Below are 17,267 nucleotides of genomic sequence, written 5' to 3'. Positions count from 1 at the left end.
CTCCTGTTCCTACCCGCGGTTCCAGGCCACGACGTGCCCGGGTATCCCGGCGTACTCCACCCCTGCGCCGATCTCGTCGGCCAGCCCCGTCAGCTCGCCCTCGGCCCGGACGGCGATCCGGGGCGGCGCCTCGGTCGCGTCGCGGACGAGGGCGACCGCGAGGTCCCCTGTCTTCGCGACGGCGACCGCCACGGCGAGGTCCGGCAACGTCCTGCCGTGTCTCCCGGACACCGTCGTGCCGTCGGCGCTCACGCGGATCTCCGCCGGGTAGACGCCGTCGACGCCCGCTTTGGCAAGCCTCGCGCGGACGGCGTCCTTGATCGCGATCCGCTCCAGCAGCCATCCTCGCTGCTCGCGTGGCGCGCGAGCAGCGAACTCGGCCCGTTCCTCCGAACCGAGGTAGACGCCGGCGTAGATGTCGCGTGCGGCGGGGCTCGGCCATCGGTCGGTGACCAGCGTCCAGGATCCGTGGTGGTCCTCGGAAAGCCGGTGCCGGTCGGGGAAGGCGTAGACCCGGTGGGCCTGCCGGTCGCACGGGAAGCGGATGTCCCGCCACTGTTCGATCCGGGCCAGCACGGCGCCGCCGCGCACCAGTTCGGCGTCCATCTCCAGCACGTCCGGCCGGGGCAGCCGGACCCGGACAACGCACTGCAACCACGTGCCGGGTGCCGGTTCCGGGCCGTACCAGGTGATCCGGCCCATCGACGTCGGGAACGCGAGCAACGCGTCCGCCTTGGTGGCCATCAGCCAGCAACCCAGCAGCTGACCGACATTGTCCAGCAGCGCGCCGCGCGCCGAAGGCACGACGAGGTCGCCGCGGATATGCCGTTCGCCGAGCCCGGTCAGCCGGGCGAGCCCCCGATACGCCGGGCCGTGGAACATCTCCCGTCGCGAGTAGATCTCGGCGGCGCTCAGCGGGGGCGCGGTCTCCGGTCCCGGCAACGGGGACGGCCGGGGTGCTGTCGGATACCGCCGCGCCAGCTGGACGTCCATACTCGCGTGCGGTCCGATTTGGACACTGACGCGATCACCTTCGCGCGTCATCGAAAGCGGTACACTTCGCGCGGGCGCCGCGATCAGCCACCGCGAGAACGCCGCGTTGCCCACCCCGGTCGCGATCGTCCCCGGCCAGTCCCGTTCGGCCGCCCGGCAGGCCAGGTCGATCAGCGTCGTCGCGGGGACCGTCGGACGGAAATCGGCTTCCTCAGGCCACCCCTCACGCTGGCGGAAGAACCGGTGATCCACCAGGTACGGCATGGCTTCCAAGGACACGTCCACAGTGGACTCGACCGTTCGCCGTGCCGCCGCGTTGACGACACTCGCCGCGGCCTGCCTTGTCTCGGCGAGCAACGCGCTGAACTCCGCGACGATCGCGTCCGGAACACCCTCGGTCAGCTCGGGGATCCCGCCCGCGTCGTCGAACAGGCCTTTGACGTCGTCGGTGACGGTGAGCCGCGTGCCCGCGGTGTCGATTTTGGTCCGTCGTGGTTCCAGCGCGTCGAACGCCGGGCTCCCGCCCTCGACCCAGACCGCGGTGGCGACCCGGCGCAACTGCGCCAGGCCCGGTCGCGTCCCGGACGACGCCGCGACGACCAGATGCGGCCGGTCCCCCAGCGTGTCCGTCACGAACGAGCCGACCTGCCCGGCGCCCGCCTGCACGAACACGCGGACACCGTCGGCGTAGAGCGCGTCGACGAGCTCCCGGAACCGGACCTTGCGCACGAGGTGGGCAAGGTACAGCTCGCGGACCTCCACCGGGGACTCGGGATACGGCCGCGCCGTGGTCGCCGACCACACCGGGACCCGAGGCGGCCGCAGGTCCAGTTCCGCCGCGAGGTGGGTGAACGGGCCGAGCCGGGAGCGCATCAGCGGGGTGTGGAACCCGGACCGGAACGGCAGCGTCCTGGCGACGATGCCGTGCTGCGTGCACAGCCGCGCGAGGCGGGCCGCGGCGGCCGGATCACCGCAGACGATCGTCTGCCGCGGCGCGTTCTCGTGGGAGATCATCAGTTCCGGCTCGGCGGCGAGCAACCCCTCCGCACGCTCGGCGGAACAACCGAGCACCAGGAACTCCGCGTCGGGCAAGGTGAAACCTTGCGGCCAGTACCGGCTCAGTAAGTCCTCAGTGGACTGTCCGGGGTACATCCCGGCGGCCTGCATCGCGGTCCATTCGCCGACGCTGTGCCCGGCGAGCAGATCCGGGGTGATCGCGACCCGCCGCAGGGCGGTGTCGAGCAGCAACCCGACCTGGGAAACGCTCGACGCGCGGGAAAGCACGCTCGTCGTCGACCACTCCGGCCGGTCGAGGCCGAAATGCCGGGCGACGTCGGCGCAGCGCGGTTCCGCGTCCGCTTCCAGTCCCGGGTAGACGAAAGCGGTCTTCGCGCCGTCCTGCTCCAGCAGCGGTGCCATACCGCACCAGATGTCGTTGGGCCCGTGCCAGGACTTGCCCTCGGCCGCGACCTTCGCCAGTACCCGGCGCGCGACTTCGAGCCGCTTCCCGGTCGGCCCGACGATCCCGATCCGGCAAGGCCCGTCTCCCGCGAAGTCCTGCCGCGGGTTGTCGAGCAGCACGCGGAGTCCGTCCGGAGTGGACGCCGCGAGCCGCAGTACCCGTTCCGGCTCCTCGACTTTCACCCGGCGTGGCCGCGCGGGTGCCGGGTCGGCCTCCTCCAGCACCACGTGCGCGTTGACACCGCCGAAACCGAAGGCGTTGACCGCGGCCCGGCGTGGGACCTCACCCGACGGCCAAGGTTCGGCCTCGGTCAGGACGCGGAACCGGGTCTTGTCCAGCAGCGGATGCGGATCGGCACAGTTCAGCGCGGGCGGCAAGACGGCGTGGTGCAGTGCGAGCGCCGTCTTGATCAGCCCGGCGGCCCCAGCGGTCGGCATGGTGTGCCCGATCATCGCCTTGACCGCGCCGATCACCGCGCGGGGACCGTCCGGCGGGCCGAACACTTCGGCGATGGTGGCCAGTTCGGCGGCGTCCCCGGTCGGCGTGGCGGTCCCGTGCGCCTCCAGCAGGCCGAGCGCGGACGGCGCGGCAGGATCGAGGCCCGCCGACGCCCACGCCCGGCGCAGCGCCAGTGTCTGGCCGGATACGGCCGGGCTGAGCAGGCTCGCGCTCTTGCCGTCGCTCGACGTCCCCGAACCGCGGAGCACGGCGTAGACCCGGTCGCCGTCGCGGCGGGCGTCATAGAACCGTTTGAGCACCACGATCGCGGTGCCCTCGCCGATCAGCAGGCCGTCCGCGTCGCGGGAGAACGGGCTGATCCGCTGACTCGGCGAGAGTGCGCCGAGCTGGGTGAACATCGACCAGAGCGTGTCGTCGTGGCAATGGTGCACACCGCCTGCCAGCACGACGTCGCAGCGGCGCCGGGTGAGTTCCCCGATCGCCTGGTCCACCGCCAGCAGCGAAGAGGCGCAGGCCGCGTCCACCGTGTACGCGGGCCCGCCGAAGTCGAGCCGGTTGGCCACCCGCGACGCCGCCAGGTTCGGCACCAGCCCGATCGCGGTGTCGGGCCGGAACTCGCCGAGTGGTTCCAGCAACGCGTCCCGCAACCGGTCGAGTACCTCCGGGCTCGCCGACGGCAAGAGTTCTCGAATGGTGCCGGTGATCTGGCGGACCGACCGGACGCGTTGTTCGAACCGCTGCAGCCCTGGCGAGAGGTAGCCGCCCCGGCCGAGGATGACGCCGACGCGTTCGAGGTCGCCCAGCCGCTGCAGGCCACCGGCGTCATCGACCGCCGACGCGGCAACGGACAAGGCGATCAGTTGATCCGGCTCCATCCCGGCGAGGGAACTGGGCGCGATGCCGAGCGCGGCCGCGTCGAAGTCCAAGCTGTCCTCGACGAAACCGCCGCGCCGCCCGTAAGTGCGGTCTGGCGTGCGGCCGTCGCCGTCGTGGAAGGTCGGATCCCACCGGTGCGGCGGGATCTCGGTGATCGCGTCCGTACCGGAAACGATGTTCTGCCAATATTCGTCCACAGTGGACGCGCCGGGCAGGAACACTCCCATGCCGACGATCGCGACGGGCTCCTGGTTCACCACAGCGAGGCCGTGTACAGCACCGAGCGGACGTCGGACGGGCCGTAGGCCAGTTCACGCAGGAGGGCGGCGGTGCCCTCGTCCGGATCGATCAGCGCGACCTCGCGGCGTTCGTACTCTCGCGCCAGCTCCGGCGACACCATTCCGGCATGGTCACCCGAAGGCGCCCACGGTCCCCAATGGACGGTCAGTGCCCGGCAGCCGGTGCGCTCCGCCCACTGCGCGCCGAGGGTTTCCAGCGCGTCGTTCGCGGCCGCGTAGTCGGTCTGGCCGCGATTGCCCAGTACTGCGGCGATACTGCCGAAGAAGGTGACGAACCCTGGCCGGACGCCGAAGTGTTCCAGTGCGTCGAGCAACGCCCGCGCACCGTCCACTTTGGTCCCGTACACCGTGCGGAAGGAACTTTCGTCCTTGTCCGCCATGAGTTTGTCGTCAATCACGCCCGCCGCGTGGACGACGCCGTCGATGCGGCCGTAGCGGGTGTGCAGATCCTTCACCACCTGCCGGACGGCGGCACCGTCGCGGACGTCGAGTGAACGGTAAGCCGCGCTGCCACCGGCGGCGGTGATCTCGTCCAACGTCCTGGCGATCTCGTGCTGGGCCAGCACAGTGCGCACCCGGCGTTCGATATCCGCCAGAGAGCCGCCACGCGCCGACAGCGCCGAGCGCATCCCCTGTGCGTCGCCGGGCAGGCCGTCGTCGCCGGGTTCGGCGGGCCACGGCGTGCGGCCTGCCAGTTCGATCCGGCAGCCACTCGCCGCCAGCGCGATCGCCGCCCGCGCGGTGATGCCGCGGGCGCCGCCGATGAGCAGCAGTACCGAATCCGCGTCGAGCCCGAGTGCCTTGGTCTCCCCGCCGCCGGGTCCCGCGCCCGCGTAGGCGATCGAACCGAGAGGGCCTGCCGACGGCTCGAACGTCGCGCGGCCGGCGGTGTCGTACCGCACCGCCGCCGGTCCTTCGGCGATCACCTCCTCCAGCACTATCCGCGCGAGGTCCACCGTGGACTCCAGCTCGACCAGCCGGGTCGGCTCGCTCCGTTCCCTGGCGGCGGCCCGGACCAGGCCACGCAGCCCGGCGGTGTGCCCGGCACCTGGGCGCGCCACCACGATCACGGTGCCGGAGGCCGCCTTGATCAAGCCGAAGACCTGCGCGGCGACCGGCTCTTCGGCGTCCGAAAGCGGGTTCAGCACGACGACGATCTCGGCCGCACCTCGCTCCCCCGGCACCGCGCCTGCCTCGGCGAACACCGTCCGGACCGATTCGGCGAGGTCTTCTTGACCAGATTCGAAGCTCACCGCGACCGTCTTGCCGCCCACCTTGGCGAGGTCGGGTGTCCCGAGCGGCGCCGGAACCCGGCCGAGCAGATACCGGCCTGGCGCGCGGCCGGCCGGGGCCTCGACGGGTGCCGGGGCCACGGTGACCGGCACCGCCGGTTCGAGCCACTTCCGCAACCTGGCCGCCAAGGCGCTCGCCGTCCGGTCGCGGCTGAGCTGGTCCTGGGCGTCGTCGTGGACCCGGCCGGTGAGACCGAGCTTCGCCAGCAGCGAGCCCGCGATTTCGGTGCGTTTGATCGAGTCGATGGAAAGATCCGCTTCAAGGTCGAGATCCGCGTCGATCATCTCGGCCGGATAACCGGTGCGATCGCTGATCGCGCCGATCACGGTGGCGAGGACGTCGGTCTCCACCGGTACCTCGGGTTCAGGGGTGGCGAGTACGACCGGGACCTCGACCGGCAGCACGATCGGCGCGGGAGCGGCGGCGATCGGTGTGGGGCTGATCGGTGTGGGGTTGATCGGTATGGTGCCGAGGTAACCCAGCATCACGTCCCGTTGGGCCGCCAGTAGTTCGCGGCTGGTGCGGAGGAATTCGACGACGGCCTGGTCACGACCGGGTACGGGCTGGTTCATGGTCGTCCTCGGGATTCGGCGGGCGGGCACGAGCCCATGGGCGGGGACCTCGCCGCCGGGTGCGCGAACGGTCCGGCCGTCCACGGTCCAGGCGGGTGCGGGAAGCGGGCCGACACGGACGCGGCCGAGGAAGAGCCGCTCGGTGCGCACGTCGACGCCGGTGAGCGCCAGTCGCGCGAGCGCGGTGAGGAAGCCTCGCAGGCCGGGGCCGCCGGGTTCGCACGCGATCGCGGTATGCGGCCGGTCGCCGAGGATCTCCTTGGCCAGCCGGGAAAGCACCTGACCCGGCCCGGCCTCGACGAACGTCCGCGCACCCGCCGCGTACATATCCTCGATCAGGTCGACGAACCGCACCGGCGCACCGATCTGCGCGGCCAGCCCGGCCCGTACCTTCCCGGCCTCGTACGGCTTGGCGGTGCGGTTCGACCACACCGGCAGCGCCGGTTCGGTGATTTCGGCGTTGTCGAGGTCGACGGCGAACACGTCGCTCGCGCCGGCCACCAGCGGGCTGTGGAAGGCACACGCGACCGGGATCCGGTTGGCCCTGATCCCTTGCTCGCGCAGCACTCGGACGGCGTCCTCGATCGCGGCCGTCGGTCCGGAAAGGACGGTCTGCCCCGGCGCGTTGTGGTTGGCCAGCACGACTTCGGGCTGGTCGAGGACGTCGGCAAGCTTCTCGGGGGAGGCCTTCACCGCGGCCATCGTCCCCGGGTCTGCTCCGGCGACTTCGGCGATCGCGCGGGCCCTGGCCCGGCTGAGTGCCACCAGTGCCGGGGTGTCGAAGGCCCCGGCGACCGAGAGTGCGGTCAGCTCACCGTAGCTGTGCCCCGCGAGCAGATCCGGCCGGACGCCGAGGCCGGCGAGCAACCGGCACACGGCCGATTCGACGAGGCCGAGCGCGGGCTGCGCGACCCGGGTGTCCTTGAGCGCTTCGTCCTGCGCCGCCCGCGTCTCCTCGGTGAACGCGCGGGGCGGGAACGTGGTGGCGGCGATGTCGGGGGCGAGCCGCAGGACGCCTGCCAGTTCCGGGAAGTGGACGAACAGCTCCGCCAGCATCCCGGTCCGCTGGCTGCCCTGACCGGGGAACAGGAACGCGACCGCGCCCGGCTCGGTGCTCTCGGCGGTGAGCCCGCCCGTTCCGTGCGCGGCCTCACGCAGTTCCGCGAGGTCACCGGCGACGACGGCGAGCCGCACCGGCCCGGACTCACGACGTTCGGCGACGAGGGCGGCGAGTTCCCGGAGCGGACGGCCTTCGTTGGCCGACAGCAGGTCACGCAAGGCCGCGCGAGCACCGTCCACATCGGACCCTCGGAGCAGGAACAGCTCGGCGTCCCAGTCACGCGGACCGTGCCGCCGGTCCGGCGGTACTTCCGGCGCGGCCAGCACCGCGTGGAAATTGGTCCCACCGAACCCGAACGCGCTCACGCCGGCGAACTCGCGGCCGCGCGCAACCGGCGTCGGCCGGGCGCCGGTGGAGAAGGTGAAGGGGCTGCTTTTCGCATCCCAGGCGGGATTCGGCCTGCTCAGATGCAGCGTGGGCGGCACGACCTCGTGCCACAGCGCGAGCGCCGCCTTCATCAGCCCGGCCAGTCCCGCGGCGCATTTCGTATGCCCGATCTGACTCTTCACCGAACCCAGCGCGCACATGCCCGGTTCGGCGCCCGCGTCGAGGAAGAAGTCGGTGAGGGTGGTCAGTTCGGTGGCGTCACCGACGACGGTGCCGGTGCCGTGCGCCTCCACCAGCGAGACGTCCGCGGGCGAGACCCCGGCGTCACGGTAAGCCCGCTCCAGTGCCCGCCGCTGTCCCTCGGGCCGGGGCGCGGTCAGACCGAGTGCCTTGCCGTCACTGGCCGCGCCGACCCCCTTGACCAGTGCGTAGACCCGGTCGCCGTCGCGTTCGGCGTCGGCCCGCCGCTTCAGCACGAGACACGCGACGCCTTCACCGAGCGCGATCCCGTCCGCCGCCGCGTCGAACGGGCGGCACCGTCCGGTCGGCGACAACGCGCCTGCCGAGGTGAACATGAGGTAGTCGTTGATGCCGTTGTGGAGATCGACGGCACCGCACAGGACCATCCCGCTAGTCCCCGCCCGCAGTTCCTTGACCGCGAGATCCAGCGCCGCCAGCGACGAACCGCACGCGGCGTCCACGGTGTAGTTGGTACCGCCGAGGTCGAGCCGGTTGGCGATCCGGCCGGAGATGACGTTGGCGAGGGTGCCTGGGAACGAGTCCTCGGTCAGCTCAGGCAGCTGCGCGAGCAATTCTTCCGGGACGTCTTCGAGGTAACTGGGCAACAGTGCGCGCAGGACCCCCGCGTTGGCCAGGTCTCCCCCCGCCTCGGCGCCGAAGATGACGCTGGTGCGCTCGCGGTCGAAACCGCCGTCACCGTAGCCCGCGTCTTCGAGGGCACGCCGCGCCGTCTGCAACGACACGAGCTGAGCCGGGTCGATACTGCCCATCGATTTGGGTGGAATGCCGTAGGCGAGCGGGTCGAAGTCCACCGGCGGCAGGAAACCACCCCATTTCGACGTCGACTGATCGGCGTAGATCTCCTTGTCCCAGCGCTGATCCGGAACCTCGGTGACGGCGTCGGCGCCGTGCAGGACGTTCGACCAGAAGGCGGGAAGATCCGGTGCACCGGGGAACACGCAGGCCATGCCGACAATGGCGACGTCACCGTCCACAACGGACTCTTCTCCTGGCATACGGGAGGCCAGCAGTTCCGCCGCGCCCTCGGTGACGTCGCGGTGCAGGGCGGCGATGTCGGTGCGTTCCTCACGCAGGACCGTCACCTGGCCCGCCATGTACATCCCCTCGGCGAGCTGAACTTGTTCGCCGACCTCGACGAGTGCCTGGCCCTCACGCCGGATTCCCTTGCTCGCGACCCGGAGCCGCCCGGTGTTCAGCTCCTCCAGCCGTTGCCAGCTCTCCTGCGGCGCGATCCCTTCCGCCCGCAGCCCTGCCTTCAGCGTGGCGAACTCGTCGGCGTATGGACTGGGCAGGCATCGAGTGAGGTGTCCTGGCGCGGTCTCCAGGGTGACGGTGGACCGGGCATCGAGCACGCGGTCCTGGAAAAGCCCGGTGATGGCGCCGTGCGTCACGGCCTCCTCGGTGAATAGGTACGCGGTGCCCATCAGGACACCGATCCCCGCGCCACGTGCCGCCAGCGGTTCCGCCATCGCCGCGACCATGGCGGCGGAGCGGGCGTCGTGGACACCGCCCGCGAACAGCACCTCGACGTCCGCGGCGCCGTATTCGCGCAGGACGTCGAGTTGCTGCTCCCACAGCACGAAACTCGATCGCGGGCCGACATGCCCACCGCATTCGGCGCCCTCGAAGACGAACCGGCGGATCCCGGCGTCGAGGAACTGCCGCAGCAGGATCGGCGACGGCACGTGGAGGAAGGTCGCGATCCCGTCGGCCTCGAGTGCCTTGGCCTGCGCGGGCTTCCCACCCGCGATCAGCACGCACCGCGGCCGAGCCGCCCGGATCGCCGCGAGTTGCTCGGTGCGCAGAGCCTCCGGGACGAAGCCGAGGATGCCCGCGCCCCAAGGCCGCTCGCCCAGTGCTTCGGCGGTGCGGCCGAGCAGTTCGGTGGTCTTCGCGCCGTTCGCGGTGGCCACCGCGATGAACGGGAACCCGTCATGGGCGGCGACGGCCGCGGCGAAACCGGGCTGGTCACTGACTCGCGTCATCGGTCCCTGTACGACCGGGAGCGTCGTTCCCAATGTGCGGCGCAGCCGGGCGCCCTGGTCCGCGTTCCCCGCCGGGACGGCCAGCGCGCGGATCACCGACCTGACAGCGCTTTCCGCGTCCTCGAACCGGTTCGCGAACAACGCCGCGAGCCCGTCGTCGGCCCTGGCGAGTTCGTTCCTGGCCGCTTCGGGGACGTCAGCCTCAGGGAACAGGCCGAGTCCGTCGAGCACCACTCCGGCCGCGCCTCCGGCGATCGCGGCCACGGCCGTCCGCGGACCGATGCCGCCGTACGCCCACACCGCGACATCGTCGCCGAACCGCTCCAGCAACCGCTGGAGCAGGACGAACGTGGTGAGGTCCGAGCCACCGGCTTCGGCTCCCCTCGCCACCAGACCGGAGGCGCCGGTGCCGAGCAGCCGGACGGCCTGCTCGACACCGGTCACCTCGGCCAGCACGGGGCACTCGACCTTGCCCGGCCAACCTGCCCCTTCGGCCAGCAGGGCGAGTTCCGCGCCGCTTTCCCGCACTTCCTCGGGCCGCACGAGGCGGCCGGCCGGGATCCGGACCCCGAACGGGAACCCACCGTCCACTGAGGACTTGGTGTCCCCGATGTCGAGGACGCCGAGCCCGCCACCCCTGGCGACGGCGGTCACCAGCCCCGGATCGGGACGTCCGAGCGGGTTGACGCCGAGAACCCGCATGCGCGCCGTCGCATGAGTCACCGGCGGACCTCCTGTTCGGCTGGGCTGGTCGGACCTCGCCGGGTTCGGCGATCTTCAGCGGGATTCCCAAGAAATAACCTACTTGCCGCAGACAGCGCAATACTCTCGCGTGAAGACTCGGAAAACAAGGGAACGCATGCTAAAGTCCGGCGCCGGAAACAAATATGTCGACACGGTCAGAACAAGCCTCTGACCTGCACTTTTATCATCCGCATTCCATATTTCGACAACGCGTTGCTCACCGGCGTAACAAAACAGAAGAATTGTCATCGAGAGAAGACGAATTAACCATGGAGCGCATGTGGAAGTGACAGGACGAGTCGTCGTGCTGACCGGCGCGGCACACGGAATCGGCGCCGCCATGGCCCGGCGGTTCGCCGCCGAGGGCGCCGCCGGAGTGGTGGTTTCCGACCTCGACCTCGACGCGGCCAGGAACGTCGTCACCGGGATCACCGCCTCCGGTGGCGCCGCGATCGCACTCCGCGCCGACGCGGCCTCCAAAGAGGACTTGAAGATGCTGGTGACCGAGGCGCGTGCGGCGTTCGGCCCGGTGGATTTGTTCTGCTCCAACGCCGGAGCCGCGTTCGGCACCGGCGTGCACGCCGCCGACGAGCAGTGGACGCGGTCATGGGCGATCAACGTCATGCAGCATGTGCACGCCGCACAGGTCGCGCTTCCCGCGATGCTGGGCCGCGGACAGGGATATCTGCTGATCACGGCCTCGGGCGCGGGTCTGCTCGGCACACCCGGCGACGCACCTTATTCGGTGACCAAACACGCCGCCGTCGGGCTCGCCGAATGGCTGGCGATCACTTACCGGCCGCGCGGGGTGCGGGTCAGCGCGCTGTGCCCGCTCGGGGTGCGGACAGCGCTGCTGGAACCGGGGATCGCCGCCGGGCATCCCGCCGCACTCGCGATCGCGGGTATGGCGCCGCTGCTGGAACCCGACGACGTCGCGGAATCCGTGGTGCACGGGCTGGCGTCGGAGGAGTTCCTGATCCTGCCGCACGAATCGGTGCGGGAGACCTACGCACGCAAGGCGGCGGGCCTCGACGCGTGGATCGACCGCACCATCCTCGAAACCGGCGCGCGGAAGAGGTGAGCATGGAGTACCGCAGGCTCGGCGCGAGCGGGCTGTCCGTCAGCGAGATCTCGTACGGCAACTGGCTCACGCATCCCGACGGCGCGGAATGCGTCCAGACGGCGCTCGACGCGGGCATCACGACGTTCCACACCGCGGCCGCCTGGGACGGCGGTGCCGCCGAGGAGAATCTCGCGGCGGCACTGACCCCGGCCCGCCGCGACGATCTCGTGCTGTGTACCGGCGCTTTCTGGCCGGAAGGCCCCGGCGTCAACGACGCCGGGCTCAGCCGCAAGCACCTGACCACGTCGCTGCACGGCTCGCTCCGGCGACTGCGCACCGACTACATCGACGTCTACCAGTTGCTGCGGTTCGACTACCGGACTCCGCTCGCCGAGACTTTCCTCGCGCTCTCGGATCTGGTGCGGCAAGGGAAGATCCTGTACGCCGGGACCGCGGAGTGGACGGCCGAGCAGTTGCTGGAGGCCAGGCCGATCGCCGAGCGGTACGGCGTCCCGCTCATCGCCAACCAGCCGCACTACTCGATGCTGTGGCGGGTCGCCGAGGCGCAGGTGATGCCAGTATGCGAACGTGCCGGAATCGGGCAGTTCGCCTCGGTCGCGCTCGCGCAGGGTGTGCTGACCGGCAAGTACCGCGACGGCCACATCCCGCCCGGCTCCCGGGCGGCGGGGGCACGCGAGACGCGGCCACTGCTCCTGCCGGATCTGCTCGACCGCGTCGGCATGCTGCGTGGTGTCGCCGACGAGGCCGGGCTGACCATGGCGCAACTGGCGCTCGCGTGGACGTTGCAGCACAACACCGTCGCCTCCGTGGTCACCGGCGCGAGCAGCGCCGACCAGGTGACGGAGAACGCGAAGGCGTCCGGCGTGGCGCTGGACCTCGACGTCCTGACCCGGATCGACGCCCTGCTCGGGAGTTTCGTCCAGACCGATCCGCGGCTGACCTGGTCACCCCCGGCCTCGTGAGTGATTTGGGTCGTTAGGGCCAAGAGTGTCTTGGGTAGCTACTGGATTTGGTTGCGGGGCTGATTGTGGGGTCAGGTTCGTGAAGGTCTCCTTGCCTAGGTACGTGAAGGCCTCCTTCCTGTACCTAGGCGCAAGGAAGGGGGCCTTCATGTACTGGGGGAAGGGTGTGAAGGTCGAGTTTCCTCGGCTGAGCCGAGGGAAGGGGTCCTTCACGCGCCGCCGTTGTGACTGGTGGTGCTGCGGGGGCTCGTGATGGCCTTCCGGGACTGGTGAGGGGAACTTTGAGGGACTCTGGGTCCCTCAAGGAGTCCTTTAAGGACCGGCCCAGAGCAGCAGCGCGCCGAGTGCCAGCACGCTGATCCCGGTCACCGGCAGCAGGATCTTGCCCTGCCCGCGGCGATCGACCAGCCGCGAGACCTGCGGCCCGAGCAACGCCATGGACAGCGTGAACGCCGCCGAGACCAGCCCAGCGAGGCCGTAGTCACCCCGGGCCTGCGACAGCATGGTGATGAGCCCGATCCCCATCATGGGGACCGGGATCCTGGCGACCAACCCCGCTGCGGAGAAGGCGATGGACCCCTTCGCGGAGAACAACTCCTGGTACTGGCCTGCCAAGGCATACCCTCACAACTTGAACACTTGTTACATTTTGAACGAACGTTTCGCTTTATACCAGCCGTCCAGCACTTCCCGCAGGCCCGCCGTGCCGCCGTCCGACGCGGCCCACGCGACGTAACCGTCCGGCCGGACAAGGAGTGCCTGCTCGAAGTCCGACTCGACGACCTGGACCGCGTGCCCGTTCACCGCCGCCCGGATCTCGTCGGAAGGAGCCACCAGGAGCGCGCGACCGTTCTCGGACGTCACCGGAATCGGAGAGAACCTGCCGACCAGCGGATGCTCGGAGCCCGGCGCGTAGTCGACGTCGATCCCGTTCGCCATCGCGATGAAATGCCGTTTGGCCGCCGGAATCTCCAGCGTCTCCGCCAGCACTTCCCGAAGTGCCGCACTCTGCGGGCCCGGCCGCATCAGCGCGACCTGCGCCCTCGTGTTGCGCAGCACGCGTTCTCCGACCGGATGGCGCTCCGCGGTGTAAGTGTCCAATAAGGACTCCGGAGCGGAGCCCCGCACGACCAGCCCCAGTTTCCAGCCGAGGTTCATCGCGTCCTGGAGCCCGAGGTTCAGTCCCTGACCGCCGATCGGCGAATGCACATGCGCGGCGTCGCCCGCCAGTAGCACACGCCCCTGCCGGTAGGTCGCCGCCTGCCGCGTGTTGTCGCTGTAGCGGATTCCGTCGTCCAGCCTGGTCACTGTCACGTCGACACCACTGGCCCGGCGGATGCTCCCCTGCAGCTCGGCCGCGGTCAGCGGCGCGTCCCGGTCGTCCGGTCCGCCGTCGAACTCGATGGTGGAGATCTCCCCCGGTACCAGCGACAGGTTCACCAGACCGCCGGGTCCGTGCATCGAGGACCGGACCGCGCCGGGATCGGCGAGTTCGGCCGAGGCGACCCGTCCGGTCATCGTCGCGTCCGTTCCCGGAAAGGCGATCCCGGACCGTTTGCGCACGACGCTGCGGCCGCCGTCGCAGCCCACCAGATAGGCGGCGCGCTCGACCCGGCCGTCGGCGAGCACGGCTCGGACCGCCGAATCCTCCTGCACGACGTCGACGACTTCGCGGTTCGTCAGGATCCGGACCCCGAGCCCGGTCGCCCAGTCGGCGAGGATTTGTTCCAGCACAGGTTGTTTGAGTATGAACCCGCCTGCGGCGCCGGGCCGGAGCTCGCTTTCCTCTTCGACGAGCGGCAAACCGCCGAAATGCCCCCGCGCCCGATTCCCCTTCATCAGATGCAGGAGACCGCGGGCGACATCGGTGCCGTCCGCCGCGCCCTTCACCGCGAGCGCGTCGAACATCTCACGCTGCGCCTCGCGCAACACCTCGGTCAGTCCGCGCAGCCGCAAGGACTGCGAGGTACGGCCGTTGATACCGCGCAACCCGAAGCTCCGGTTCCGGCGCGCGGCCCCGGCCGCCGCCTCCAGGACGAGCGGATCGGCACCTGCCAACCGAAGCTCTCCGGCCAGCAGCAGTCCGACCGGTCCCCCGCCCACGATGATCACGTCGTTCATGACACCCCCGTATTTACAGCGTATATTTACGCTGTAAATATGATAGATACAGTGTAAACCTGTCAAGCGAAGGGCGCCGAGATGACGCGGAGAGAACCGTTGAACCGGGAGAAAGTCCTGGACGCGGCGCTCGCCTTGGCGGGCGAGGAAGGTCTCAAGGGGCTGTCCATGCGCAAACTCGCCAAGACCCTCGGCGTCGAAGCGATGGCGCTGTACAACCACGTCCGGAACAAGACCGACATCCTCGACGGGATCGCGGAACGCGTCTACAGCGGGATCGAGCGTGCCGACCCCGCTTCGCCTTGGCAGGAACGAGTCCGGGTCACCGTGCTCAACACCTACCGCGCGCTCGCCCGCCATCCGGTCGTCCCGATGGCCTTGGCCACCGACGAGGCCAACCCGAACTCGGTGCGGGCCCTGCTGCCGACCGACGATCTCATCGGCGCGCTCTACGAAGCCGGCTTCGACGGCGACGAAGTCCGCCAGACACTGGGCGCGCTGAACAGTCTCGTTTTCGGCTCGCTGTTGCTCACGACCATCGGATTCACCCTGGATCGCGACGGCGAGGCAGAGCAGGAAAAGCGGGATCGCTACCTACGCCGGGTCGATCCGGCGGTCTTGCCGAACTTCAGCCGCGCACTGCCCGCGCTCTCGGCTGTCGAACCGGAGCGGGACTTCATCAAGGCACTGGACATCTTGGTCGACGGACTCACTTCGGCCGCAGCATCGGGACGAGGAACCGCCTAGCCACCTCGCGGACCTGCTCGTCGTCGTCGAGATCGATGACATGGCTCGGCGTGACGAGGAACGAGGCGGAAACCCTGGTCATCAATTCAGCGACGAGTTCGACGTCGACGTCCGCCGAAACGGTACCCGCCTGCTGCTCACGGCGAAGCTGACCCGCGACGAAACGCTGCACTGTCGCCAGGGTGTTGCCGCCGTCGCTGACCATCGACGGGATGAGCACGTCGGGCTCGACGGCCATCAGGCCACCGATCAGCGGGTTGCTCCTAATCGCCCGCAGCGCGCTGGCGAACCCGAGGACAACCCGGTCCGCGGCGGTTTCGGCGTGCTGGATGTCGAGCAGGAACCGGTCGAAGTAGCGGCGGAACTCCCGGCGCACGACCTGTTCGACCAGCGCGTCCTTGGTGGCGAACCGGCGGTAGGCCGTAATGCGGGAGACGCCGGCCCGGCGGGCGACGTCCTCCATGGTGGAGCGGCGGATCCCCATGCGGCAGAACTGTTCGTAGGCGGCGTCGAGCAGCCGGAGAGCGATCTCGTCGGTCTCTTCGGCGGGTTCGAGCGCGTCGGCGAGCGCGCGCTCCAGCAAAGAATCCGGGTCTGGTGTCTTCGCGATGATTGTGCTCTCCTTGAGATACGCGGTTGCACTCTTTGTATCACAGTATCAATCCGCAGGTCCGGGACTCAAGGAGGAGTACTGGCGTATGACCGAACTCAATCGACGCAAAATGCTGATCGTCAGTGGCGGAGCGACCATCCTGGGGGCGATGGGGGTGGCCACGCCGGCCTGGGCGTGGAGTCCGAGTGGTTCGGTGGCCGGGGCGGGGGCGGGCACCGATCCGAAATGGGTGTGGGACGCCGAGGCCGATCCGGTGGTCGCCGCGGTCCTCGACCGGGGACAAGTCGCGGAGGTCAACCAGGCATTGCGGACCTGGACCCGGAACGACCAGCCGACGCCGTCCGGGCTCCCACCGGACCTGCGGGAGTTCGTCGAGCACGCACGACGGCTCCCGCCGTGGGCAAATCAGTCCACTTTGGACACGGCGGCAGATTTCATGAAGGTCAGCGGGCGGTTCGTCAACCTGCTGAACGGGCTCGGCGGCGGGATGCTGAGCACCGCCATCCCGAACGAGGCCCGCGCTGTCTACTACTCGAAGGGTGGCGCGGATATGAAGGACCGCGTCGCGAAGACCGCCAAACTCGGCTATGACGTCGGCTCGCTCAACGCCTACCGGCCCGACGGCCAGATGATCGTCTCGGCGGTGAAGACCCGCCTCGTGCACGCCGCCGTACGGCATCTGCTGCCGCGATCCCCGCACTGGCAGCAGGGAATCCCGATCAGCCAGAACGACCTGCTGGTCACCTGGCACACCCTGCCGACCTACACGATGCGGAAACTGACCGACTGGCACGTCCGGGTCTCCCCCGCGCATTCCGCCGCCTACCTGCACAGCTGGCAGGTGACCGGCCATATGCTCGGAATCAGGGACGAGTATCTGCCGTCGTCATGGGACGCGGCCTACGCGCAGTCCACGCAGGTACTGGACCCGGCGATGGGACCGACCCGCGAGGGCGTCGAACTCACCGACATCCTCCTCGACATGCTCGCCGACCAGACCAGCCCCGGCGGCGCCGACCGGCCGATGGTCAACGCACTGGCCCGGTACATCATCGGTGACCGGGTCTCGGCGTGGAACGACATCCCGCGGGAGCCAATCTGGGACCCGCTGATCGGCACCGCTTTCCCGGCACTGGTGGCTTTCCACGAGAAGCTCATCCCGCTGCCGCTGGTGCCGCCGGTCGCCTGGGTGCTGGACGAGGCGATCCGGCAGTACATCAAGCTGTGGCTCTCGGGAGGCAGGCCGGTCCACATCGAGATCCCGGACATGAACCGGCCTTCCTGAGCGGCGTGGGTCACCCGGGGTGTCATGAGGGGTCCCCATAGGACATTTTTTGTCCTATGGGGAC

The 17,267-nt window shown here is 69.8% G+C and carries 9 protein-coding genes; 4 read left to right on the top strand and 5 right to left on the bottom strand.

Going from position 1 to position 17,267, the window contains the following annotated elements; all coding sequences use genetic code 11:
• Positions 1-9: 9 nt before the first annotated feature.
• Both AB0M65_RS17675 and AB0M65_RS17670 read right to left on the bottom strand, forming a co-directional pair.
• The gene (locus AB0M65_RS17675) at positions 10-4,050 is read right to left on the bottom strand and encodes a beta-ketoacyl synthase N-terminal-like domain-containing protein (protein WP_364028415.1); all 4,041 of its coding nucleotides are present in this window, start codon (positions 4,048-4,050) and stop codon (positions 10-12) included.
• Positions 4,044-10,349, bottom strand: a complete 6,306-nt coding sequence (locus AB0M65_RS17670; RefSeq protein ID WP_364028467.1) for an SDR family NAD(P)-dependent oxidoreductase — start codon at positions 10,347-10,349, stop codon at positions 4,044-4,046. The genes AB0M65_RS17675 and AB0M65_RS17670 overlap by 7 nt, the downstream gene beginning before the upstream one ends.
• Positions 10,350-10,671: 322 nt before the next feature.
• Here AB0M65_RS17670 and AB0M65_RS17665 point away from each other — a divergent pair, with 322 nt between their 5' ends.
• Both AB0M65_RS17665 and AB0M65_RS17660 read left to right on the top strand, forming a co-directional pair.
• The gene (locus tag AB0M65_RS17665) at positions 10,672-11,472 is read left to right on the top strand and encodes an SDR family oxidoreductase (RefSeq protein ID WP_364028413.1); all 801 of its coding nucleotides are present in this window, start codon (positions 10,672-10,674) and stop codon (positions 11,470-11,472) included.
• 2 nt (positions 11,473-11,474) lie between these two features.
• Positions 11,475-12,437 carry an aldo/keto reductase gene (locus AB0M65_RS17660; protein ID WP_364028411.1) on the top strand — a complete coding sequence of 321 codons (963 nt, stop codon included), beginning with the start codon at positions 11,475-11,477 and terminating at the stop codon, positions 12,435-12,437.
• 312 nt (positions 12,438-12,749) lie between these two features.
• Here AB0M65_RS17660 and AB0M65_RS17655 read toward each other — a convergent pair whose 3' ends face one another.
• Together AB0M65_RS17655 and AB0M65_RS17650 are read right to left on the bottom strand one after the other, a co-directional pair.
• A complete protein-coding gene (locus AB0M65_RS17655) occupies positions 12,750-13,052 on the bottom strand; it encodes a hypothetical protein (RefSeq protein WP_364028409.1) in 303 nt (100 codons plus the stop codon).
• Between the two features lie 27 nt (positions 13,053-13,079).
• On the bottom strand, positions 13,080-14,558 hold the full coding sequence (locus AB0M65_RS17650; RefSeq protein WP_364028407.1) for an FAD-dependent monooxygenase: 1,479 nt from the start codon (positions 14,556-14,558) through the stop codon (positions 13,080-13,082).
• 81 nt (positions 14,559-14,639) lie between these two features.
• Here AB0M65_RS17650 and AB0M65_RS17645 point away from each other — a divergent pair, with 81 nt between their 5' ends.
• Complete coding sequence (locus AB0M65_RS17645) at positions 14,640-15,305, top strand: TetR family transcriptional regulator (RefSeq protein WP_364028405.1); 666 nt, start codon at positions 14,640-14,642, stop codon at positions 15,303-15,305.
• Here AB0M65_RS17645 and AB0M65_RS17640 read toward each other — a convergent pair.
• Positions 15,268-15,888 carry a helix-turn-helix domain-containing protein gene (locus AB0M65_RS17640; protein ID WP_364028403.1) on the bottom strand — a complete coding sequence of 207 codons (621 nt, stop codon included), beginning with the start codon at positions 15,886-15,888 and terminating at the stop codon, positions 15,268-15,270. The genes AB0M65_RS17645 and AB0M65_RS17640 overlap by 38 nt on opposite strands.
• A gap of 115 nt (positions 15,889-16,003) precedes the next feature.
• Here AB0M65_RS17640 and AB0M65_RS17635 point away from each other — a divergent pair, with 115 nt between their 5' ends.
• On the top strand, positions 16,004-17,203 hold the full coding sequence (locus AB0M65_RS17635) for an oxygenase MpaB family protein (protein ID WP_364028401.1): 1,200 nt from the start codon (positions 16,004-16,006) through the stop codon (positions 17,201-17,203).
• Positions 17,204-17,267: the final 64 nt, after the last annotated feature.

This window comes from Amycolatopsis sp. NPDC051071, assembly GCF_040682875.1.
Taxonomy (GTDB): Bacteria; Actinomycetota; Actinomycetes; order Mycobacteriales; family Pseudonocardiaceae; genus Amycolatopsis.
The sequence above is the reverse complement of the archived record's forward strand: the minus strand, read 5'-3'. Positions and strand labels throughout refer to the sequence as shown.

Coding starts and splice junctions, on each gene's coding strand:
- AB0M65_RS17635 (WP_364028401.1), top strand. CDS start 16,004: ATGACCGAACTCAATCGACGCAAAATGCTGATCGTCAGTGGCGGAGCG.
- AB0M65_RS17645 (WP_364028405.1), top strand. CDS start 14,640: ATGACGCGGAGAGAACCGTTGAACCGGGAGAAAGTCCTGGACGCGGCG.
- AB0M65_RS17660 (WP_364028411.1), top strand. CDS start 11,475: ATGGAGTACCGCAGGCTCGGCGCGAGCGGGCTGTCCGTCAGCGAGATC.
- AB0M65_RS17650 (WP_364028407.1), bottom strand. CDS start 14,558: ATGAACGACGTGATCATCGTGGGCGGGGGACCGGTCGGACTGCTGCTG.
- AB0M65_RS17670 (WP_364028467.1), bottom strand. CDS start 10,349: ATGCGGGTTCTCGGCGTCAACCCGCTCGGACGTCCCGATCCGGGGCTG.